The sequence below is a fragment of the Microbulbifer sp. ABF4_148 genome (genome assembly GCF_056158985.1).
On record NZ_JBSWUI010000001.1, the window covers coordinates 1,060,093 to 1,080,658 of the forward strand.

A 20,566-nucleotide genomic window follows, 5' to 3' on the forward strand; every position below is an offset into this window, starting at 1 on the left:
TTTATTGTTCAGCGCCCGATAATCAGGCTCGCGCAGGTGGTGGTACTGCCACCGAGGTTAAAGGTCATCAGGTTGCGCGCATTGGGGATCTGGTTTTCCCCGGCGTCGCCAATGACCTGCCGGAAGCCATCCAGTGCCATACGCACGCCCGTCGCGCCGACGGGATGGCCGAGACCGATCAGGCCACCACTGGCGTTGACTGGCAGGGTGCCACCCGGAGAAAACGTATCCTCCTCGATCAGGCGGTGAACCTCGCCCGGTGGCAGCAGCCCACAATGGTCGAGAATCATATATTCGGTGATGTTGAAGCAGTCGTGCACTTCCAGCCCATCGACATCGCGGACGCTGTGCAGGCCGGCGCGCGCGAGTGTTTGTTCGAACAGCTGGTGCACATGGGGAAACAGGTAGCCCTGCGGATCTGCCAGCTCCAGTTTGTGGGCAAACAGCATGGGGGCATTGATATGGCCCCATCCCTTGATGTGCGGGATATCTGCGATGCGCAGGCCCCGCGCATTGGCATACGCCTGCGCGCGCGATTGCGTGGCGAGAAACACCACCGCCGCACCGTCGGTAATCTGTCCGCAGTCATGTCGGCGAATGGCGCCGCTGACAGGAGGGTTGGCGCTGTCGTCCTCAGAAAAGCTGTGGTCGCTCAATTGCCAGCGGCGGGACTGGGCATTGGGGTTGTGCCTGGCATTGGCGAAATTTTTGGCCGAGATTGCCGCGAGATGCGCTTTGTCGAGTCCGTGGCGTTTCTGGTAGATATCAATCAGTTCGGCAAAGGCACAGGGCCACAGGTACTCGGCGTCGCTCCACTCGCGACCGTTCCAGGCCGCCGGCGCCAGGTTGGCAGCGGCGGTGTGTCCGGGCACATTGCGCATCTGCTCAATGCCGATAACGGCGGCCAGGTCATAGCGTTTCGACTGTAAGTCAGCCATGGCGGCGAGCAGTGCCATAGTGCCCGAAGCGCAGGCCGCTTCGTGGCGGGACGCGGGCAGGTAGCGCAGGCCCGGATCTACCTCACCAAAGTAACCACCAAGGTGAGCCTGGCCGGCAAACAGTTCGCCGACAAAATTACCCACGTGGCCCACTTCAATCTCAGCGGGGTCCAGTTTGGTTTTCTCGAGTCCCGCCAGCAGCGTTTGCGCAAAGACGTCGTAGAGCGAGTCCCCTTCGCGCGCCCAGTTGCGGGCAAAGTCGCTCTGGGAACCACCGAGAATATAGATTGGTTCACTGGCCAAGGAGAAGCTCCTACTGATCAACGCTGCGCAAAGTTGTTCCATCGGCCCAGGTGGCATGAGTGCCACTACAGATCCGGTGGGGCAGGAGTATCCGGCATACTGGTCCTGCCTCAATATCCTTCGCGTCGATGAGAATACACTCGGAGCGATCTTCCTTCATATCGGTGATAAAACTCACCAGATAGCCGTCGTCCTCATCCTGCGCGTTGACTCTCGGCGCGAACGGAGACTCACTGCCGTAGCGTTGCTCACCGAACGGCAGGCTCCAGCTTTCTCCCGTTTCCAGATCGTGTTTCACCATGCCGGAAAACAGGAACCAACCCGGCTCTCCCCAGACAGAATACAGATAGCGGGACTTCCTTCCGGCATAGCGCTGGTTAAACATGCCGAATTCCAGTACGCGATCATCGAGGCGTTCTTCACGGGTTTCGCCGGTCTTCAGGTTAAAGCGCCAGCGGTGCAGGTGTGACCGGAACGAATGCATATCGATGCCGGCCATCATACGGCTCACTTTTTCTGGCAGGCCGGGTAGTGGGGGTGGCACAGGCTGATCCTGGAAATAGCCATCGAGAATGATCTCATCCCCTTCTTCATAGGCGTTCATCCAGTGCAGGACGTAAGTGGGGGCCGCTTCGAACCAGCGAATATCTTCGGTGTTGCCATAGCGGGGCAAAATGGCAAAACGGGTGGGCTGGTCCGGGTGATAGCCGGCGCGATGGATATTGTCTTTCAGCAGGTTCTCATCCCAGTAAAGGGGCAGGTCGACCAGAATGGAATAGTTTTCTGTAAATGCCATGTCGTGGGGCAGGCGTGGACCGGGCGTGGGTACGGGTGTGTAGTGCACCAGCTTGTTGTTTTTATCCACAACCCCGTAGTGCTGGTAGGGCGGATACTTGGAGTAATTGAAGAACAGCAACTCGCCAGTGCGTTCATCCACTTTGGGGTGCGCGGAAATACCATCCACCGGTGCCCAGCCGGCGATACCTTCCTGCTCGAGCGTGTAGGGGTCCAGGCGATAGCCGTCACCGCACTGCCAGAACGTCGACAGTATCTTGCCGCCATGTACGACCACATCGGTGGAGGATGCATCTTTCACAAAACCCTGAGCTCCCCAGCCCGGTCGCTTGGACTTGTGCACGCTATTGGCGATGCCGGCCCAGATGGACTCCCCCGCCTCCTGTTCCGCTTCAAAGCCCTTGGTGCGTACGAAGCGGTTGCGATATTCGGCCTTGCCGTCGCGAAAACTCATGGCGTGCAACATGCCGTCGCCATCAAAGGGGTGATAGACACCGATGGCCTCATGGACCGGGTTTTCCGTGTTGCGGATATACACGCCGTCAATATCCCGGGGGATCTCACCAATGACTTCCAGGTCAGTCGCCGTCACTTCGGTGAAATTGGGCGTCCAGGCCCCGTTCAGGTACGGGTGCATGCTGGGCTGGAGGCTATTGCGAACCGTGTTCTTGTATTTGATATCCATGCCGATGCTGCCCTGTGTGATCAAATAGTTACTTGCGTTATGAGACTAATAATACAAACAGATTCTTTTGAAAAGATCCATAGGCCAATTGCTACTTCGATTGGCGCATTTTTTATCAATTGAGGGGCAGTCGGGTCGCATGATTTAAAAGACCAAATGGCCGGCGGTGTCGAACGTCGGCGGATGCGCTAATATCGCGCCATGAAATCTGGACTATTGATCAATCGCGCTGTTGCCGAAGGCCTGGACGTGATTGGGGACCGCTGGTCCCTGTTGATCCTGCGAGATGCTTTTCTCGGCCGGCGGCGGTTCGAGGACATTCGCGCGCATACCGGCGCCAGCCGCGCTACGCTGACCCGTCGCCTGAACGCACTGGTTGAGGCGGATGTGCTGTACCGGCGCGCCTATGGCAGCGGCGCCCGGGTCGAATATCGGCTGACGGCAAGGGGGCAGGAATTGTTCGGTGCTTCGCTACTGGCGTGGGCCTGGGAGTCGCGTTGGGTGGAGGATGCGCAGTTGCCCGCGAATCTGCACCATACGGTTTGCGGGCACGCACTGCACCCGCGCGCGCAGTGCCGCTCCTGTGGTGATGTATTGCGGCTGGAAGAGGTCGAATGGCAATCCCTCGCCAGCGGACTCCAGCCCCAGTTCGATGAGTTGCGCTCGGTCGGTGGTCAGCGCCGCGGGCGCAGCGACTCTGCGGCGGGTGTCGACCGCGACCTGGTCACCGTAAGCAATCTGATCGGTGATCGCTGGACCTTGCTGATCCTGATTGCCGCGTTCTTTGGTATTCGCCGCTACGATGATTTTTCCCGACATCTGTCGATTGCTTCCAATATCCTGACCCAGCGTTTGCGCTTTCTGGTGGAAGCGGAAGTGCTGGATCGGGTGGCGTATCAGGACAACCCGCCGCGCTGGGAGTATCGGCTGGCGCCGCGTGGCCGTGCCCTCTACCCGTTGGTGATGGTGATGCGACAGTGGGTGGAGCAGCAGCTGCCGCCGGCGGAGCGTCCACTGGTACTGCACCACAAGACCTGTGGCGCAGCGCTGGTGATTGATGTGACCTGTGGTGAGTGTGGGCAAAAACCCTGGCCGCGGGATATTGAACGTATCGCGCCTGCCGGGGGATAGGAAGCATCAATGCAGCAGCCCATCACTGGATATCACCTGGATGAAGAGCAGCACTGGGTGGCGGAACTGGCCTGTGGCCACTGCCAGCATGTGCGCCATGATCCGCCCTGGCAAGTGCGTACCTGGACACAAACACCCGAAGGGCGTGCGCAGATGCTGGGCGTGGAGCTGAATTGCCTCAAGTGCGACCAGGGCGCGCCGCGGGAACTGTCGGTGGATTCCGGCTAGGCGCGCCCGGGTTGGGGGATCAGTCGAGGTAGAAGCTACCTGCCGGTCCGGGGAAAACCACCGGGCTTTCGAAGCCGTCCTGGCTGACCGCGGCCACACCGAAGAAATAATTGTCGATGACGACATTTTTCAGGGTGAACTCGCTGACGTCACCGACGTACACGCTGTTGGTCCACTGGGGTGCATCGGTCAGGCGCCAGTAAATCCGATAACCGGCAAGTACCTTCTGGTCTTCCGCACTGCCTTTTTGCCATTTCAGTGTCGTATCGGCAGAGACGGCACCTTCAATGGTGACGTCGCGGGGTGGTGCCGGTGCGCGGGAAAGTGCCGCCAGTGACAGGGCGTTCAAAGCGGTGAGTTTGGCTGCGTAATCGAAATTGACCCCTTCGATCACATCACCGTACTCAATGCCGTTCTCGGTGCGCAGATCCTGATGCTGGCGATTGTAGTTTTCGTTGGTCTCCATGATGCGCACACCGGGAAAGCCAAGATCATTGAACGGACGGTGATGCCCGCCGCGACCGAAACGGTCGAGGCGATAGATCATCATCACATCCAGGTTTGGCATATAGTCTTCTGCGATTCGGTCGATGTAGCGTCCCAGGTTGCGGGAGGGTGCATCCAGTTCGCCGCCACGAAAACGCCGCGCACGCGCTTCATCCGCGCTTTCATTCATGCGCGTGCCTTCCATAAATACCCGTGCAGTGGTGTTGTCGATCACGCCGTTAATGCCGGAGATGTTACCGATCATGTCATTATTGAGGACACCGGTAATCCGCCAGCCTTTATCCCGCGCCTCGGCGGCCATGACCTTGCCGCCGAACAGCCCCTGCTCCTCGCCCGAAAGGCCCGCGTAAACAATAGAGCCGGCAAACTGGTGTTTGCTCAGGACCCGGGCCGCCTCGAGTGCGCCGGCGAGGCCGGAAGCGTTGTCATTGGCCCCGGGTGAATCGGACGTAAAATCCATGACATCGGTCACGCGTGAATCGATATCGCCGGACATAATCACGTAGCGTCCGGGATCGGTCTGGCCGCGCTGGATCGCAATCACATTGACCACTTCCGTGCGGTTGGGAATGCGCGCTTCTCCTTCAAAAAAATCCGACTGGTAGTAAACCTCGAGACAGCCACCACAGTCTTTGCTGATCCGATTGAACTCGTCGTGGACCCAGCGGCGGGCCGCACCAATACCGCGGGTGGCAGACTGGGTTTCTGACAGGGTATGTCGGGTACCAAAACCCACCAGGGTAGCGATATCGCGCTCGATACGATCTGCGGATACTTCGCTTTGAATGGTCCGTAACAGTTCGGAGTCGATCCCCGGTTCGTTGTTCGCTTGAACCGCAGCGGGCAGGGCCAGCACAGAAGCGAGAGATACCGTGGAAAGAAGATTGCAGCGGGATAAGTTCATTATTGGTCTCACCGGATGATCGGTCTGGATTGCACGGGCCATTACTGTAACCCAGTGGCGCAAGAAGTTCCCTGTATTTGTGTCGGGGTTATCAACTGTAAGGCGCAACGATCTGCGCCTTGCCGTCAGGTTCGTCTAAACTCGATCGCAGAACAACAATAATGGATCTGCGCGTCATGAAAAACATCGTCTGTCAGTGTCGAGTTCCGCGTGCACTGCGTGTCTTACTCATCGTCATCCTTTCCGGCTTGCTGGGTTGCAGTCAGTCCGACCAGGGGGATGTTTCTGGCCCGAAGGTGTCTGCCAGTGGCAGTTCAGTGGTGGCCCAAGTTGGGGGTGAGACGATCACGCTCGCAGAGCTGGATGCACATCTCCGTTTGCAGCGCCATGATCTGGCGGTTGCCGAGTATCAGCTGCGTTTCGCGCAACTGCAGCGCCTCGTCGCGGAGGCACAGGAAACTATGCCTGCGGGCGCGCCGGTAGAGTGGTTACTGGAATATCCGCGCCCGCCGCGAGTGCAGCTTGCACTGGAGGGAAGATCCGCAAGGGGTAACCCCGAGGCGCCGGTCAAGCTCGCGGTATTCTGCTCGTTCCAGTCGTTGCATTGTGCCAATGCGCATACCGTACTGCGCCGCCTGCTGGACACGTTCCCGGGGTGGGTATCGCTGGTACCGTTTGATCGCCCCATGCACTTCCATCGCGAGGGCTATGCCGCGGCGCAGGCCGCGCGCTGTGCTGCCAGGCAGGGTGTCCGCTGGCCCTATTATGATGGGCTCTATGCGCGATCAAAGGGCCTGCAGCCGGATGTATATCCCACGCTCGCCACGCAGCTCTCCATTGGGGATACGGCATTTTCGCGCTGTATGGAAGATCGCGAAGTGACCGAGGCAATTAAGGCTGACGTCGCGATTGCGGAGCAGTTCGGCTTTAACAATGTTCCGATTGTCCTGGTGAATGGACTGTATGTTCGTGGCCCACAGTCATTTGATCACTATGCGATGTGGATAGAGCAGGAGCTGACACGGCTCGGTATTGATCCTGCCAGTCGCCATGTGGATGCGGCGCGTTATCTGTCTGGCGCTGACCAGATTGCGGATACCCGGCTGCCGCTGTTGCTGGAAGGAACCAGCCTGTCCTCCATCGCTAAAAATTCCTCCGCATTGATTCGTGTCGATGGCGGAGATGCCGTTCGAATGAAACCCGGTGACGAAATTCTCAATGGTGTGCGGCTTGTCAGCATACAGCGCGATCTGGTTATCCTGCTCAACCAACAAAAGCGGGAGCGACTGCGATTGCAGGGCGTCGAGGGAGAGTCGCTGGACTTGCCGCGCCTGACCCGCAAGGGGGCGCGGGATGCCGAAACCATGCGCCGTATCGAACAGCCCGATGGCGAGTCTCGCAAGCTGATTCCCGCGGATGGTGTATTGCCGCTCGGGCAGGCCTGGTTGCATCAGCAGCTGATGAACCGCGCCGCCCTGGAAGCCCGCTTTGTCCTCGCGGAGCACCAGATCGATGGGCATAACCTGTTGCGGCTGGAAGGCATCGAAAATGATGAGTTTTTTGCTGCACTGGGCTTCGAAGAGGGCGATGTGGTGGTGCGGGTGAACGACGAATGGGTGCACGCCGGACAGAATAATCTACTCGATGCGCTGGCCAGTGGCGAAGTCACCGATGTGACCTTTATGCGCAACGGCCTGCCGAATCGTTTGCAGTACACGGTGGAAGAAAGCGGTTATTTTGAAGGCGCGGGAGAATCCGATAGTGGGGGCGACTCGGAGAACAACAGTGGCGACCCGGATGCCTCAGGGGAAAACGATTCGGAGGATGATAGTGACAACTCTGATGAGGGGAGTGAAGGCGAAGTTGAGCCAGAGGCTCGCTAGAGAAAGCGGGCCGCAAGGCCCGCCTGTTCACCGTAACTGCTGCAAAAAAGTGATGTGGTAATTATTTGTCGGGGTTACCACTCCACATCAGGTCGGCCAGTTTGTTTTGCCCGCCGACACTCGGGTGAAAACAGTCGCCGCCATCGATATCGTTCTTGCCGAACTGGAAAGTACCGACACTGGCTTGCGACTGTCCGGCATATTCGGCCACAACTTCGATTCCGTTAGTGCCATTGTAAGCCGCGGCTTCTTCCTGGAGGATTTCATTGTAGCGTTGCTGTGCGGCAGCGATGCCGGCGCTGCGCGTTGCAAAACTCTCGCCATTCAATGTGCCGCCATCGGTGGCAATACGGCAGATGCCAAAAGTCGACCAGGCGCTTTCACAATTTACCCGCCAGTTACCACTCTGCTTCGCCAGGCCGGCACCGCGCAGGTCCTGAATACGGGGCACCGAACCCAGTACCACGGTAGACCCGGCAGGCAGGCCATTGACGAGTTTGTCCATGCCGGCCTGAACCGAGCTGCGCCACTCGGCATCGGAGTACAGTGGATCTGCGCAGTTCGCCGGATCGACGCAATCCCGGTTACAAATGTCGTTGCCGCCCAGTACCACTTCGACGTGATCAGCAACAACGGTATCGGCAAGGATGCGGTCGGCCTGAACGCTAAAGCTGTCCCCGCCACCGCGTAATTCCGCACCGGAGCGCGCTGCGATTTTATTGGCAGCCACATTGGGGTCGAGCGCTTTGTATTTGTCGTGCACGCTGTTGACACTGGAATCCCAGCCATCAAACCAGCTGTGTTCTGGTTGGTCTCCGCCTAACAGGCAGAAGAATCCGCCTGTGAAAAAGGTATTGCCGGTACAGTCTGCGGCAAATCCCATGGTGATGCTGTCGCCGGCCGCGGTCCCTTTGGCGGGGGTGGCAAATGCAGTGGTCGCTGATAAGAGAGAAGACAACAGGAGTGAAGCAAGCAGGGTTGGTTTCTGCATGATTATTTCTCCGATCGTGGTTTTTATGGGTTATTAGTTTCATTTATCGGTGAACGGAGGAATTGTTGTGCAGGGGTGCGCGTTTTGCCATTCCGTGACTGCTGACCCAATAGTCGTCATTTACATTTGCGACACCGGTCCCATGTTGGTCGCCCCCTTCGTTTCGCGGAAAAACCGTCGGGTAAAAACACGCGTCAAGCGGCCGTTGATTGAGGCGTATCAATGATCTTGGCCGTCACTACAACTTCACGGATTCACCATGTCCGCGTCATTGCTCAGGCCCAGAGTGCCCGTTGTGCCGATGGAACGCAGGGCGCAAAGAAAAAAGTTTGGGCGGGTACTCGAAGAGCAGGAGGTTCAATTGAGGCCTGAAGTCAGTAAGCTGTTTTACTTCCGCGGGTTGGCACCACGCCCTGACAGTAAAGGGATACAGCCCGTGATAACAATGGCGCAGCAAAAGAGTCGCAGTGCAGGCGTGGTGATGGAGCTGTACTTGATCGGGCGTTACCTGGAGGGGCGGGCAAAGCATGCGCTGGCCGACCAGTTTTTTTTCCGCGCGCTCACACTGGATCCGAATCCTTCAGCGGATCGTTTCCTGATGCGGGCGCGTAACTTGCGTGCACTCCAGCCGATACCTCTGAAAGAAATTGAATGTGTGTTGTTGGAGGGGGTGGGGCGTCATGGTCCTCTGGCTGTTCTCATCGAGGAGCTTATCGGGGGGGCGCTCGCAGCCGATGCTTACAGTGAAGCTGTGGACCATTTGCAACGACTGCCTGAGTCTGTCAGGGATTCACCCTATTGGCGATTCCGTCACGCCGAAATACTCGAGATGGCCGGTGAGCGGGGACTGGCTTTGGCTGCACATGAACAGACACTGCAGTCGATCTTTCGTCTGCCTGAAGCGCGGCGTTGTACCATGGCGATGATGAGTCTGCAGGTGAAAGCGCGCCAAGCCCTGCGGGCCCTGGGTCGATCGGCAGATGCTCGCGCGGCTGAGGTCTAGCTGCGAATAAAACGGGACTTCTGTACCCAGTGGTCGCCGCGATAATTTCGGGTTGACGCCTTGTCGCGTTTGGCCCAGAAGAAATCCCGATTGAACTGAAATTCGACCTCATAGCCCTCCGCCATGGCGGCGAGCGGCATCGCCTGCCAGCTGCGCACACGCCGCTTGCTGGTGGCTTCCAGCAGGTACTCTGTACCGTCAATAATTGCCACCACCCACGCATGGCCTTCGCCATTGTGGGTGCCCAGGGCGACCCTGGCATCCACGCCGAGGCTGATCAGCCAGTCGGCCAGTAACAATGCATGGTCCTCGCAATCGCCGCGCTGCAGGAAGTAGGCCTGCCTTGAGGTCTGCCAGATGTCCTGCAGTCCACCGTACTGCTGGTGGTCGTACTGATACTGTTTGCGTGTCGCCAGGGTGTAGAGCGGGATCCACAGCTCTTTGGTTTCAAACGGCTGGAAACCCACCAGAAAGCTGTTGGCAAAGTGATGTTGCGCGTCCAGGCCGCGGGCGGAAGCCGTCGCGGCGTCAATGCCCTGCCAGTTCCAGATCGAGACGAAAGCACTGTCGTAGTCAGAGCGGGTCGCCACCATTTTGCGTACCAGCTCTTCCGTCAGTGGTTGGCTGCTGCCTGTGACGCGCACTACACCTCGCTGGCTGTTCGCTGGTGACGTCAGTGCTTTGATTTCGGGCGGGGTTGTGGTGACCGGCGGTGTCGCTCGACTCACCGGTCGGGTGGTGTTGTCGTAAAAGCCACCCAATTGCAGCGCCAGATGGGGCGCCATCATCGCGATACTCACCAGCCCTAACAGAAACCACGTACGCACAGCTTTGACCTCAGGTCTTCAATCCGAAAGAGATGATAATGGCGACAAAAATCAGAATCGTTGACGCGAACACGGCGACTGCCATGTTGCCATTCTTGAGCTCTTCTTCGATATTCACATGCTTCAGCAGCTTTTTATCCACCGCCAGCAACGCCGCCATGCCAATCAGTAGCGAGAGCAGTGTGTAAACCAGGTTAATGCCGAGATTAAACAGGGTCGCGAAAAGAAACTGTATTTCCATAGTTTGGGTGCTCTGGTCTCGTGCTGCGATGCCGACTGCAAATATCAGCGGATTCGATGGTTGGATTCGGATTAGAACACAAATCCATCGGACGCGTAAAAACGCCCCGGGCGTATTCGGTGGTCTGCATCCGCCGCGCAGGCGCCGGAGGACTTCATGCTTGGACAGCGGCTCACCACAGCATATTGTCTGCGGCCGGCGGCGAACGCTTGGCAAACGCCGCGCAAAAAAAAAGGCCGCACATTGGCGGCCCAGGCGGGGGGCTGATCCAGGGGATCAAGAGAAGTCGGTTCAGGGCAGTGATACCAGGTCGAATGGGGCCAGTGCGGGAATGGCTTTGTGCACCGCGCGCTCGGTTTCATCGATGGCCTCGAGCTGTTTGCACAGGGTGTTGGCCAGTTCTTCAATATCCATGGCGGAGCGTTCGATATCTTCTGCGGCGGCTTCCGCTGCCTCTTCTGCCTGCCTTTCGATGCTGCGACCGCCGGTCACTGCGGCCTTCAGGGCGTGCCATACCAGAGTGCCTGCGGAATTCTTGGCGATCTCTTCGATACGGGGCTCCAGCTCCTCGCCGATGGTCTGCTCAACGAAGTCTTCGACACCGGGACCACCCAATACGTAAACCTCGTCCTGTTGGTCGTAGCGTGCGATGGCGCGTTGGCGGATATCCGCCATGGTTTGCTTGAGCTCGATAGAGTCGGGGTGATCGGTGCCTGCCAGCGCGGTGATGGCGATGGAAACGCCCTGCAGGGCAATATCCACCGCGGCAATCGATAACAGGCTGACATTGCGGCTCGCTTCGTGAAGCTGTCCGTAATAGCGCACCATCACTTCCTGTTGGGCTTCGTCCAGTGTCACGCCTTCACCGGCCACATAGAGCAGCTCGGGGGCGGCGTAGTGGAACAGGCGATCGCCCTCAAGACTGTCTTCACGGGCTTCGAAGAAACCGGGGCCAATACGCACCACATGATGAAGGTCGATGTTGCAGGAGTCGTCATCACCGAAGTGGATGGTATTGCCGGCGAGCGCTGCCGGGGAGGCGAATACGACGGCGGCGGCTAGCGCGAGGGGTTTCCACATGTTGGGGTCCTGTTTGTAGAGTTTGCAATGTTGCTTTCCTGTTATGACGCAGCCATCTGGTGGGATGGATGCACCCGGAAAAAAAATTTTTTAGTCGGCTCGACCTTTCTATGTAAGAAATAGTTTACATCATGCTCATTCCCAGCTTAAATATGTCGGGTATTTTTTACATGGAGAGGGTGATGCTGGTTAAATTTTGGTCAGAAGTGTCCACGCGGGAGAAAAACATCTGGGCGGAACTCGTGGTGACGCTGGTCGCCGCGACCTACTACGCGCAGTTACTTGCTGGCGGCGCGCCCAGGGACCTGGCGGCGTTTCTCCCGGAATTGATTGGGCTCATTATCTCGGTAGTGATTGTCGCCTCGATTCTGTTCGGCGGCATCGCGCTCACCAGCGAAGCGGAGTTGATGGATGAGCGGGACTACCGTATCGACGCGGTGGCCAATCGGGTGGCTTACTACCTGTTATCCGTCGGGATTATCGTCGTTTGTTTCCTGGTCAACAGCCAGCAGGATCCGGTGGCGGCGCTGTTCGATCACCAGAGTGGCAAGGTCTCGGCGCTGGCGGTAGTGAATGTGTTGATCGCCGCCTTGCTGCTGGCCAGCCTCGCGCGGGCGGGTGTTCAGATGTTTCTCTATCGACGTGGTGTCGGCGAATGGTAAAAGGGCAAATACGCAATCGCGTGCGTGAATTACGCGCGGAGACGGGCATGACCCAGGCAGATCTTGCGCGTGCCGTTGCCGTTACACGGCAGACTATTTCTGCACTGGAAGCCGATCGCTATTCTCCCAGCCTGGATCTGGCATTTCGGATTGCCGCCGCATTCCGGCGGGACATTGACGTGGTATTTTCTTATGAAATAGCCGGCGCTCAGTAAAGGGAGGGGTGTATTACCTGGCAGGGTAATGCAGGTCGTATCCCTCTCCCGTCCTCTTTCGCACAGTTTCGCTTTTTTTCCTGCACTAAATATAGGCGTTGTTGAAATTGCACAAAGCGCATGATTTGCCATCGGACGTGCAAAATCGTTAGTAGGCAGATAGTAACTGCCGGTGATGTATTTTTCCGGGAAAGCATTTTTTAAAATTTTTTTGCGGAATTCAATTTTTCAGTGCACTCAGGGCAAGGTGATAAAAAATGAAATAAATTAACGGTTTAGGATCGTTTCCCGTCTTCGGTCAAATCAATTTTCACGTTTAATACGCGTCCCCATCTAGTCATCGCCATCGCAATGGCACACTAATTGCTCCTTTCCTGATAGCGACATTCATCGAGTCGCTCGCATTCCAGTGACCTAAGAAAGCAGCCTGTTTGCTCCAATCCTGTGCATGGGAGGGGTGAGTGTTGCCCGCAGTAAACAGCGCTTTAAAAAACACAGTGGCCAGTTGCGTTGCCGGATGGCAATGGATGGCAGGCGATCCGTTTTTCGAACAGAAAATCAAAGGGGATATGGCAATGAACCTGAAAATGAAAACTCTGAGTTGCGCAATCATCACCGCGATGGGGGCGGTCGGCTTCCCGGCGGCGATCAATGCCGCGGAGGAAATTGAAGAAGTGGCGGTGACAGGGACGCGGGGACAGCCGCGCTCGGTGTCGGACTCGCCGGTGCCTGTCGACGTGTTCAATATCGACACCATCGAATCCGTTTCCTATACCGATACCAATGATGTCCTGAAAACACTTGTCCCCTCCTACAATGTCTCCCGCCAGCCGATCAGTGATGGCGGAACCTTTGTTCGTCCGGCTCAGCTGCGCGGTATGCCTACAGACAAGACTCTAGTGCTGGTCAATTCAAAGCGCCGCCATCGCGCAGCACTGGTCGAGATTGGCGGTTCAGGCACGCAGGGTCCGGATATCGCGACTATTCCCAGTTCGGCGATTAAAACTGTTGAGGTCCTTCGTGACGGTGCCGCAGCACAGTACGGTTCGGATGCCATAGCCGGGGTGATTAACTTTATTCTCAAGGACAATGCCGAAGGTGGTGACGCCAGTATTCAGATGGGCGAGTACATCGAGGGCGATGGTTTCCAGACCACCTTCACTGGTAACGTCGGCATGCCCCTCGGTAGCGACGGTTTTGTCAGCATCTCTTCAGAATATGCCAAGTCCGATTTTACTTCCCGTTCAGAACAGTACTGTGGTAGCTGGTTCTGTCTCGACAAGAACAACCCCATCTATGATCCGACCGCAGGATATGCCGTTTACACAGAAGACGACGCGTTTGTGGCTGCGACTGAAAACGCCTCGCTGGAGGGGGATGTGGTACAGCCATGGGGTCAGCCCAATGCGGAGGCGACACGTCTGTTCGTCAATGCCGGCTACGCGCTGGCGAATGGCTCGGAACTGTATGCGTTTGGCAATTATTCGGAGAGTGAGGCCGATGGTAGCTTTTTCTACCGCTATCCGGGTAATGGCACGATCGAGGATCTTCGTGAGGCGGATGGCAGTATCTACACCCCGCTGGAAAAATTCCCGGGTGGTTTTACCCCGCGTTTCAATGGTGCGGTGACAGACTATTCTGCCGTCGGCGGAATTCGCGGTGAATGGCTGAATGGCATCGCCTATGACTTCAGCGCCCGTTATGGCAACAGCGAAATCGACTACGTGCTGGCAAATACCATCAACCCGTCGATGGGGCCGGACAGTCCAACCTCTTTTAATCCCGGTGTGCTGTCCAATGAAGAAATGCAGCTGCAGGCGGATTTCTCGCGGGAGATTGAAGTTGCCGGTCTCGATGTGGTTTCGGCATTTGGCTTCAGCATGATGGATGAGGCCTATGATATTACCGGTGGCAATGAAGAGTCCTATCTGGCCGGACCCTATGCGACGCAGGATCCGTGGGATTTTTGTGCCGATGATATGACGCCGACGTCAGCGGGTCTCGCAGTGATTGCCCAGGGGTCTTCTCTGGACTGCGCGAATCCTGATGATCCGGTGTATACCGTGGTGGGCGTTGGTTCAAATGGTTTTCCGGGATATTCACCAGAGTATTCCGGCACCTATGAGCGTCGTTCCTATGCTGCCTATGGTGACCTGAGTGCCGATTTGACCGAATCGTTGTTTATGCAGGCGGCGCTGCGATATGAAGACTACGACGATTTTGATTCCGAACTGGTCTGGAAGCTGGCGGGTCAGTTCGATGCGTCGGATGTGATTGGGTTGCGAGCCTCTGTGGGAACCGGGTTCCGTGCGCCGACCCCGGGTCAGCAAGGCACCACTAATGTCTCCACGCGCCTGCCAAATGGTTTCCCTGTGGCGACCGGTCTGTTTCCTGCCAGTAGTTCGGTGGCCGCCGCTCTGGGCGCGGAACCCCTTAAGCCCGAGCTGTCGACGAACTTCACTTTGGGGATGACCGCAGATCTGGACGTGATGAGCCTGACCATCGATCTGTACCAGATTGATGTGGAGGACAGGACGTACGCCATCTCTACCCTGGATGTCTCCACGGATATGGGCAGTGGTTCTGCATATGATAATTACCTCGCGCTGGTGGATGCCGGTGTGGTGGGTGCTGAATCGATCGGGGGTGTTTTTTACTTTACCAACGCGTTCGATACTTCTACCAAGGGCGTTGACCTTGTGCTGAGTGGCGGGCTCGAATGGGACGGTAGCAGCACCGAGTTGACGGCATCCTTCAACTACAACAAGTCTGAATTTACCTCCGATCCCAGTGCCTATCTCAATGCGGAAGATGAGTTCGATTTCGAGAATTTCAATCCGGAATTCCGCTCCGTGCTCAGTGCGATGCATTATATGGGTGACCTTTCATTCATGGCGCGAGCGAACTGGTATGGATCCTATGAGAACTACAATGCCGGCGAAACCCAGGAGTTCGACCCGCTGGTTATGGTCGACATTGAGGGTAAATATCGATTCTCAGAGAGTGCGTCGGTGACTGTCGGCGGTCGCAATATCTTTGATGAATACCCGGAAGAAGATGAGATCGGCGATTACTGCTGTGGCCGAATCTATTCTTCGGCATCGATGGTGGACTGGCAGGGCGCTTTCTACTATGTGCGTGCGAACTATAGTTTCTAAAATAAGTTTTAGAGACTAATGCTCAAGAAGTCCCCGCCACGGCGGGGATTTTTTTGTGAAAAATGCAACGAGATTATTTGGCTTGGGCTGGTGCCCAGTGTTCGCGTGTCCGGCTAATGTGCGTCCGCCGATTCGGGTGTGGCGGCCGCTGGCGAGGAGATGGATTCTTGCTGGTGGGCACGTTGTTGACAGGCGTTGTCCAAACGGATGATGTGCAGGCATAAAAAAGCCAGCTGTAAAGACAGCTGGCAAACCATTACGGCATTACAGGAAAAGAGAAGCGTTAGCTGCGCATCCGGTGCAGAACCTTGGGTAATGCCATCGTGTACTTCTCGACATCCTCCAGGTAGCCCATGCTCACACGGGACCAGTTGGTATAGTCCCGATAGATGCCGCGAATTAAGACGTTTTCCTTGGCCATCTCCTGGCGGAACGTCTCTGCGTTGAGATCTCCCAGGTTGACGAACATAAAGTTGGTTACGCTGGGCAGTGCGCTCAGCCCGTTTTCCTGCAGGGCGGCGCTGACCATCTCACGGGCTTCTTTTACTTTGCTGCGTGCAAAATCCATAAATTGCTGATCTTCATAGCAGGCGATGGCCGCTGCCAGGCCAGCCTGGTTTAGTCCATACCAGCCCATGCCATAGCGCTCGATTTCGGCAATCTTTTCCGGAGCGCCAATCAGGTAGCCCACACGCATGCCAGCGAGCCCATAGATTTTGGAGAAGGTGCGCGCAACGATAATGTTGTGACCCTGTTTAACCAGGTCGACCATGGTATTGGCGGCCGGGTTGTCAGTCAGCTCATTGTAGGCCTCGTCTGCCAGCACCATGGTTTTCTTGGATGCTTTGATACAGAAGTTGCGCATGGCGTCCGGATCAATCAGCAGTCCGGTGGGGTTATTCGGGTTGGTAATCTGTACCATCGAGATGGAGTCATCAATGGCACTGTACATGGCGTCGAGGTCGATCTTGAGGGATTCAAGCTTGGGGAGTCGTTTGATCTCGCCGATACCCTGCACCTCAACCACGCGTGCGGTGGTATCCCAGAATAAATCGGGGCCGAGGATTGCCCCTGTCTTGGATGCCGCGATTGCGGCAGACGCCAGGCAGGCACTGGAACCGGAACCGAGGGTGACATGTTCCGGTGTGACACCATGGAACTCGGCAATCATGGTGCGCAGGCGTAGCGCAGTATCGAATACGTAGTAAGCGCCCTTCTTGGAGGCCGCTTCCATTGCCTGTACGGCGGCCGGGCTTGGCCCATAGGGATTTTCATTCGCATTCAATTTGGCAATGCCCGGTGCGGGTCCGTACAGCGGTATTGGTCTGGCTGGCTGCGTCGACGCAGCAACGGCAGCGGTGCTCAGTCCGCCGGTAGCTGCCGCGGCAATGGTTGCGGTGGTTCCCCCAAGAAACAGTCGCCTGCTGATGCGGTTTTTCATTATCGTATCCTCTTCTGGTTATGCAGGGAGCAAAGGCTCAGGTTTTGGCGTACATGGCGAGAGCAACAATGACCAGGTAAACACCGAAAAGTCTTTTCAGGTGAAAATCGTCCAGACTATGCGCAAGTTTTGCGCCAATCGGGGCGGAGATAATGGAGAAAATGGATATCGCGATGAGTGCCGGGATATTGATGTAGCCGATTGATCCAAATGGCAGGTCTTCTTTGCCCAGTCCCATAATCAAAAAACCGATGGCGCCAGGTAGTCCGATTAAAAAGCCGATACCTGACGCCGTTGCGACGGCCTGGTGCACCGGCCTGTTGCAGAGCACCATGGTCATCACCGTTATGGTGCCGCCGCCGATGCCCAGCAGCGAAGAAAATCCACCGAGAAAGCTCGCCAGCGAGGCCCGCGCGACTCCGGTGGGCATGGTGATTCTCCCTTTGAGCCCATCGAACAGTGTGGGGAACAGGAAGTAAATGGAATAGAGCAGGACACCGGTAGCGAAGATGTAGACCAGGCTGCCACTTTCCGTGAATGAGGCGACGACCAATCCCCCGGCGACGCCCATCAAAATCCACAGGGACCAGTCTCTCAGTACCTGAAAATCAACGGCACCCCGCTTTCGGTGTGCCTGCACCGCGCGTGCGGAAGAGACGACGATTGAGGCGAGCGAGGTGCCCACCGCCACGCGCATTAATTCCTCTGAAGTATTTGGCAGGAACGGAAAAACCGCCAATAGTGCCGGTACGACAACGAAACCGCCGCCATTGCCAAACAATCCTGCCGTCATGCCCGCAACCAGTCCGGCAAAACACAGTAAAAGAATGAATAGAGAAACTTCTTCAATGCTCATGCCGGCCCCTTTGCCAAATATTTGGATTGTCAGTGGGGACAAAGCATTAAATATGCCAAATCAAAGATTTCGGCCGGATTGCAGTGCCGGTTGCGACAAATGGCATACGCCACGATGCCAAACCCCATCGGCCTATTTGTCGTACTCAACGGACGGGCCCGGGTAGAGTGGTCTGAGTAAGTTGCCGGGGAAAGCTGCCGGGGTAAGTTATCGGGGAAGGCTACCGGGGATAGGCTGCCAGATTTCTCCTGGGAGTACGGGACTGGCGGGCGAGAAATATCCGCGTTATCGGCGGTGGCGCTTAGCTGTAGTCATCGTCTTCGCGTACGACAGAAAGGTCGACATGGCCCTGGGGTGAAACTGTCGTACGCACAACCATCGGCTGGCAGCAGACCTCACAGTCTTCCGTGTACACCTGCTCGCTGATCGTCGTGTCCACCAGTAGTGAAATGGGGGCATTACAGTAGGGGCACAGTGCGGAGATTTCCTGCAAAGCTTCCATCGAACGTTTACCCGTCGTTTGAGGATTGGTATGGCCTGGGGGGTTATTCGTCGGCAACCTGCAAATAACGCTGTGACCAGGCGAACAGTGTTTCCGCAACATAGATCGCGTCTTTGCGTTCGGTCAGCAGGTGGTCGGCGTCGTCGAGGCTGATAAAACTTTTGGGGTGCATCGCCTGATTGTAGATGTCTGCGGCCTCATCGATTGATACGGTCTGGTCGGCGGGAGAGTGGAAGATCAATAGTGGCCGATGCAGGTGATGGATATAGCCTGCTTGCTGCTGATCCAGGTCATCGAGAAATTGTTTCTTGATGACAAACGGCCGCCCGGCGAGCTCTACTTCGGCCTGACCTTTGCTTTCGATTGTGTCGACCGCGCAGGCGAACTGGCCGGTGACATGCTCGGGGTCCGCCGGTGCCGCAATGGTGGCGATTGCCCGGGCCTCCGGTATTTCACTCGCGGCGGCCAGCACCGCGGCCCCCCCGAGGCTGTGGCCGATCAGGAGATCCACGGTCTGGTGATGGTTGCGCAGGTAGTCGGCCGCAGCAACCAGGTCCTCCACATTGGACGAGAAGTTGGTATCGGCGAAATTACCCTCGCTCTCGCCCAGCCCGGTGAAGTCAAAGCGCAACACGGCCATGCCCAGTTCGGCCAGCCGGCGGCTGATGCGGGAGGCCGCCAGTATGTCTTTGCCGCAGGTAAAGCAGGGGGCGAACAGCACGTGATGACTGGGTGGCTGGTCTTTGGGGGTCTCGAGGATACCGACGAGCAGCGCTTTCTGGCTGCCCTCAAAGTGAATTCGGGTACGTTTGGTCATGGCGGCGGCGCGCTGGTTGCATAGGGTTTACCCAACCATGGTAGGTATTCGACTCTGGTGCGGCAATGTTTGGAAAGCTACCTACCGGGACGGGCTGGATTTAGCGCGGTAATTCTCAGTTTTGTAAGCAGTTTACAAGCGCTGTTGTTATAATCCGCGCCCACTTTTCCATGCTTAAGCACAAGATTTCACAACTCACGCGAAGGGGATTGGCGATGGCCGTCAAATTGATGACAGACCTGGACCTGCAGGGTAAGCGGGTACTGATTCGGGAAGACCTGAATGTACCGGTCAAGGAGGGTGCGGTGACCTCGGATGCGCGCATCCGTGCGGCCCTGCCGACTATCGAGGCGGCGATCAAGGGCGGCGCCAAGGTGCTGCTGATGTCCCACCTGGGGCGCCCGACCGAAGGTGAGTACGCGGAAGAGTTCTCGCTGGCGCCAGTTGCCTCATACCTGGGCAAGCTGCTGGGACGTGAAGTGCCGCTGTTGAAAGAATGGCGCGATGGCGTCGAGCTAGCGGACGGCGAAGTCGCCCTGCTGGAAAACGTGCGCTTTAATCCGGGTGAGAAGAAGGATGACGAGGCGCTGGCCAAAGCCTATGCCGCGCTGTGCGACATCTTTGTGATGGATGCCTTCGGTACCGCGCACCGCGCCCAGGCATCGACCCACGGTGTTGCCAAATTTGCACCGGTTGCCTGTGCGGGTCCGCTACTGGCGGCGGAACTCGATGCACTGGAAAAGGCCCTGGCCGAACCAGCGCGCCCGATGGTGGCGATTGTCGGCGGCTCCAAAGTCTCCACCAAGCTGACTGTGCTGGAAACACTGGCGGACAAAGTCGATCAGTTGATCGTGGGTGGCGGCATTGCCAATACTTTCCTCGCCGCCAGCGGCAAGCCGGTGGGCAAATCCCTGTGCGAACATGACCTGGTAGGTACCGCCAAGGCTTTGATGGAGCAGTGCGATATTCCACTGCCCGCTGACGTAGTAACCGGTAAGGCTTTCAGTGAGTCTGCTGCGGCCGAGACCAAGCCCGCCGACGCAGTGACCGAAGACGACATGATTTTTGATATTGGCCCGGAATCCTCAGCGCAGCTGGCGGAGATCCTGGCGGAGGCGAAAACCATTATCTGGAATGGCCCCGTGGGTGTGTTCGAGTTTGACCAGTTCGGTGGTGGCACCGAGCGACTCTCTCGTGCGATTGCCGACAGCGAGGCCTTCTCCATTGCCGGCGGTGGTGACACGCTGGCGGCGGTGGACAAGTATGGTATCGCCGACAAGGTTTCCTATATTTCCACCGGGGGCGGTGCTTTCCTGGAGTACGTAGAGGGCAAGCCTCTGCCTGCGGTGGTAATGCTGGAGAGCCGCGCTGACGGCTAGCGACGAGCGTCAGCGCATTC

At 57.1% G+C, this 20,566-nt stretch carries 19 protein-coding genes; 8 read left to right on the plus strand and 11 right to left on the minus strand.

Translation table 11 applies throughout. The annotated features are described in order from the left end of the window. Window positions 1-8 precede the first annotated feature (8 nt). Together ACXAD0_RS04635 and ACXAD0_RS04640 are read right to left on the minus strand one after the other, a co-directional pair. Window positions 9-1,241, minus strand: a complete 1,233-nt coding sequence (locus ACXAD0_RS04635; RefSeq protein WP_475087186.1) for an acetyl-CoA acetyltransferase — start codon at window positions 1,239-1,241, stop codon at window positions 9-11. Window positions 1,242-1,251: 10 nt separating this feature from the next. Beyond that, window positions 1,252-2,721, minus strand: a complete 1,470-nt coding sequence (locus ACXAD0_RS04640; protein ID WP_475087187.1) for a carotenoid oxygenase family protein — start codon at window positions 2,719-2,721, stop codon at window positions 1,252-1,254. A 201-nt stretch (window positions 2,722-2,922) separates the two neighbouring features. Between ACXAD0_RS04640 and ACXAD0_RS04645 the strand changes: the two genes are divergently transcribed. Together ACXAD0_RS04645 and ACXAD0_RS04650 are read left to right on the plus strand one after the other, a co-directional pair. Next, window positions 2,923-3,852 carry a winged helix-turn-helix transcriptional regulator gene (locus tag ACXAD0_RS04645; RefSeq protein ID WP_475087188.1) on the plus strand — a complete coding sequence of 310 codons (930 nt, stop codon included), beginning with the start codon at window positions 2,923-2,925 and terminating at the stop codon, window positions 3,850-3,852. 9 nt (window positions 3,853-3,861) lie between these two features. Next, complete coding sequence (locus ACXAD0_RS04650) at window positions 3,862-4,080, plus strand: DUF3565 domain-containing protein (RefSeq protein WP_475087189.1); 219 nt, start codon at window positions 3,862-3,864, stop codon at window positions 4,078-4,080. 19 nt (window positions 4,081-4,099) lie between these two features. Here the strand turns inward: ACXAD0_RS04650 and ACXAD0_RS04655 are convergent, their stop codons facing one another. Further along, complete coding sequence (locus tag ACXAD0_RS04655; protein ID WP_475087190.1) at window positions 4,100-5,491, minus strand: M28 family metallopeptidase; 1,392 nt, start codon at window positions 5,489-5,491, stop codon at window positions 4,100-4,102. Between the two features lie 176 nt (window positions 5,492-5,667). On the opposite strand from ACXAD0_RS04655, the gene ACXAD0_RS04660 reads away from it, so the two are divergent. Continuing rightward, the gene (locus ACXAD0_RS04660) at window positions 5,668-7,374 is read left to right on the plus strand and encodes a thioredoxin domain-containing protein (protein WP_475087191.1); all 1,707 of its coding nucleotides are present in this window, start codon (window positions 5,668-5,670) and stop codon (window positions 7,372-7,374) included. 61 nt (window positions 7,375-7,435) lie between these two features. Here ACXAD0_RS04660 and ACXAD0_RS04665 read toward each other — a convergent pair whose 3' ends face one another. Next, window positions 7,436-8,365: an SGNH/GDSL hydrolase family protein gene (locus ACXAD0_RS04665; protein ID WP_475087192.1), complete on the minus strand. Its 930-nt coding sequence runs from the start codon at window positions 8,363-8,365 to the stop codon at window positions 7,436-7,438. Window positions 8,366-8,810: 445 nt separating this feature from the next. Between ACXAD0_RS04665 and ACXAD0_RS04670 the strand changes: the two genes are divergently transcribed. Continuing rightward, the gene (locus tag ACXAD0_RS04670; protein ID WP_475087193.1) at window positions 8,811-9,368 is read left to right on the plus strand and encodes a tetratricopeptide repeat protein; all 558 of its coding nucleotides are present in this window, start codon (window positions 8,811-8,813) and stop codon (window positions 9,366-9,368) included. Here the strand turns inward: ACXAD0_RS04670 and ACXAD0_RS04675 are convergent. From ACXAD0_RS04675 to ACXAD0_RS04685, 3 genes are all read right to left on the minus strand, one after another. Continuing rightward, complete coding sequence (locus tag ACXAD0_RS04675) at window positions 9,365-10,195, minus strand: transglutaminase domain-containing protein (RefSeq protein WP_475087194.1); 831 nt, start codon at window positions 10,193-10,195, stop codon at window positions 9,365-9,367. The two genes, ACXAD0_RS04670 and ACXAD0_RS04675, sit on opposite strands and share 4 nt — an antisense overlap. A gap of 10 nt (window positions 10,196-10,205) precedes the next feature. Then, window positions 10,206-10,436, minus strand: a complete 231-nt coding sequence (locus ACXAD0_RS04680) for a DUF350 domain-containing protein (RefSeq protein WP_475087195.1) — start codon at window positions 10,434-10,436, stop codon at window positions 10,206-10,208. A 291-nt stretch (window positions 10,437-10,727) separates the two neighbouring features. Beyond that, the gene (locus ACXAD0_RS04685; RefSeq protein ID WP_475087196.1) at window positions 10,728-11,516 is read right to left on the minus strand and encodes a DUF2884 family protein; all 789 of its coding nucleotides are present in this window, start codon (window positions 11,514-11,516) and stop codon (window positions 10,728-10,730) included. A gap of 182 nt (window positions 11,517-11,698) precedes the next feature. Between ACXAD0_RS04685 and ACXAD0_RS04690 the strand changes: the two genes are divergently transcribed. The 3 genes from ACXAD0_RS04690 (at window position 11,699) to ACXAD0_RS04700 (ending at window position 15,551) form a co-directional block, all read left to right on the plus strand. Next, window positions 11,699-12,178 (plus strand): hypothetical protein, encoded by a 480-nt coding sequence (locus ACXAD0_RS04690; protein WP_475087197.1) that lies wholly within the window; start codon window positions 11,699-11,701, stop codon window positions 12,176-12,178. Next, window positions 12,172-12,393, plus strand: a complete 222-nt coding sequence (locus ACXAD0_RS04695) for a helix-turn-helix transcriptional regulator (RefSeq protein ID WP_475087198.1) — start codon at window positions 12,172-12,174, stop codon at window positions 12,391-12,393. The genes ACXAD0_RS04690 and ACXAD0_RS04695 overlap by 7 nt, the downstream gene beginning before the upstream one ends. 575 nt (window positions 12,394-12,968) lie before the next feature. Next, a complete protein-coding gene (locus tag ACXAD0_RS04700; protein ID WP_475087199.1) occupies window positions 12,969-15,551 on the plus strand; it encodes a TonB-dependent receptor plug domain-containing protein in 2,583 nt (860 codons plus the stop codon). A 283-nt stretch (window positions 15,552-15,834) separates the two neighbouring features. Here ACXAD0_RS04700 and ACXAD0_RS04705 read toward each other — a convergent pair whose 3' ends face one another. The 4 genes from ACXAD0_RS04705 to ACXAD0_RS04720 all read right to left on the minus strand — a co-directional run bounded on the left by ACXAD0_RS04705 (window position 15,835) and on the right by ACXAD0_RS04720 (window position 19,167). Then, window positions 15,835-16,992, minus strand: coding sequence for a pyridoxal phosphate-dependent aminotransferase (locus ACXAD0_RS04705; RefSeq protein ID WP_475087200.1), 1,158 nt, complete (start codon window positions 16,990-16,992; stop codon window positions 15,835-15,837). Window positions 16,993-17,029: 37 nt separating this feature from the next. Further along, a complete protein-coding gene (locus tag ACXAD0_RS04710; protein WP_475087201.1) occupies window positions 17,030-17,848 on the minus strand; it encodes a sulfite exporter TauE/SafE family protein in 819 nt (272 codons plus the stop codon). 301 nt (window positions 17,849-18,149) lie between these two features. Next, on the minus strand, window positions 18,150-18,350 hold the full coding sequence (locus ACXAD0_RS04715) for a zinc ribbon domain-containing protein (protein ID WP_475087202.1): 201 nt from the start codon (window positions 18,348-18,350) through the stop codon (window positions 18,150-18,152). A 43-nt stretch (window positions 18,351-18,393) separates the two neighbouring features. Further along, window positions 18,394-19,167 (minus strand): alpha/beta hydrolase family protein, encoded by a 774-nt coding sequence (locus ACXAD0_RS04720; protein ID WP_475087203.1) that lies wholly within the window; start codon window positions 19,165-19,167, stop codon window positions 18,394-18,396. A 215-nt stretch (window positions 19,168-19,382) separates the two neighbouring features. Here ACXAD0_RS04720 and ACXAD0_RS04725 point away from each other — a divergent pair, with 215 nt between their 5' ends. Beyond that, window positions 19,383-20,546 carry a phosphoglycerate kinase gene (locus ACXAD0_RS04725; RefSeq protein WP_475087204.1) on the plus strand — a complete coding sequence of 388 codons (1,164 nt, stop codon included), beginning with the start codon at window positions 19,383-19,385 and terminating at the stop codon, window positions 20,544-20,546. Window positions 20,547-20,566 lie beyond the last annotated feature (20 nt).

What these genes read in the sequence shown, in the direction of transcription:
- ACXAD0_RS04725 (WP_475087204.1), top strand. Translation starts at nt 19,383, where the DNA reads ATGGCCGTCAAATTGATGACAGACCTGGACCTGCAGGGTAAGCGGGTA.
- ACXAD0_RS04710 (WP_475087201.1), bottom strand. Translation starts at nt 17,848, where the DNA reads ATGAGCATTGAAGAAGTTTCTCTATTCATTCTTTTACTGTGTTTTGCC.
- ACXAD0_RS04640 (WP_475087187.1), bottom strand. Translation starts at nt 2,721, where the DNA reads ATGGATATCAAATACAAGAACACGGTTCGCAATAGCCTCCAGCCCAGC.
- ACXAD0_RS04690 (WP_475087197.1), top strand. Translation starts at nt 11,699, where the DNA reads ATGCTGGTTAAATTTTGGTCAGAAGTGTCCACGCGGGAGAAAAACATC.
- ACXAD0_RS04685 (WP_475087196.1), bottom strand. Translation starts at nt 11,516, where the DNA reads ATGTGGAAACCCCTCGCGCTAGCCGCCGCCGTCGTATTCGCCTCCCCG.
- ACXAD0_RS04700 (WP_475087199.1), top strand. Translation starts at nt 12,969, where the DNA reads ATGAACCTGAAAATGAAAACTCTGAGTTGCGCAATCATCACCGCGATG.
- ACXAD0_RS04650 (WP_475087189.1), top strand. Translation starts at nt 3,862, where the DNA reads ATGCAGCAGCCCATCACTGGATATCACCTGGATGAAGAGCAGCACTGG.
- ACXAD0_RS04705 (WP_475087200.1), bottom strand. Translation starts at nt 16,992, where the DNA reads ATGAAAAACCGCATCAGCAGGCGACTGTTTCTTGGGGGAACCACCGCA.
- ACXAD0_RS04670 (WP_475087193.1), top strand. Translation starts at nt 8,811, where the DNA reads ATGGCGCAGCAAAAGAGTCGCAGTGCAGGCGTGGTGATGGAGCTGTAC.
- ACXAD0_RS04680 (WP_475087195.1), bottom strand. Translation starts at nt 10,436, where the DNA reads ATGGAAATACAGTTTCTTTTCGCGACCCTGTTTAATCTCGGCATTAAC.
- ACXAD0_RS04660 (WP_475087191.1), top strand. Translation starts at nt 5,668, where the DNA reads ATGAAAAACATCGTCTGTCAGTGTCGAGTTCCGCGTGCACTGCGTGTC.
- ACXAD0_RS04695 (WP_475087198.1), top strand. Translation starts at nt 12,172, where the DNA reads ATGGTAAAAGGGCAAATACGCAATCGCGTGCGTGAATTACGCGCGGAG.
- ACXAD0_RS04665 (WP_475087192.1), bottom strand. Translation starts at nt 8,365, where the DNA reads ATGCAGAAACCAACCCTGCTTGCTTCACTCCTGTTGTCTTCTCTCTTA.
- ACXAD0_RS04715 (WP_475087202.1), bottom strand. Translation starts at nt 18,350, where the DNA reads ATGGAAGCTTTGCAGGAAATCTCCGCACTGTGCCCCTACTGTAATGCC.
- ACXAD0_RS04655 (WP_475087190.1), bottom strand. Translation starts at nt 5,491, where the DNA reads ATGAACTTATCCCGCTGCAATCTTCTTTCCACGGTATCTCTCGCTTCT.
- ACXAD0_RS04720 (WP_475087203.1), bottom strand. Translation starts at nt 19,167, where the DNA reads ATGACCAAACGTACCCGAATTCACTTTGAGGGCAGCCAGAAAGCGCTG.
- ACXAD0_RS04645 (WP_475087188.1), top strand. Translation starts at nt 2,923, where the DNA reads ATGAAATCTGGACTATTGATCAATCGCGCTGTTGCCGAAGGCCTGGAC.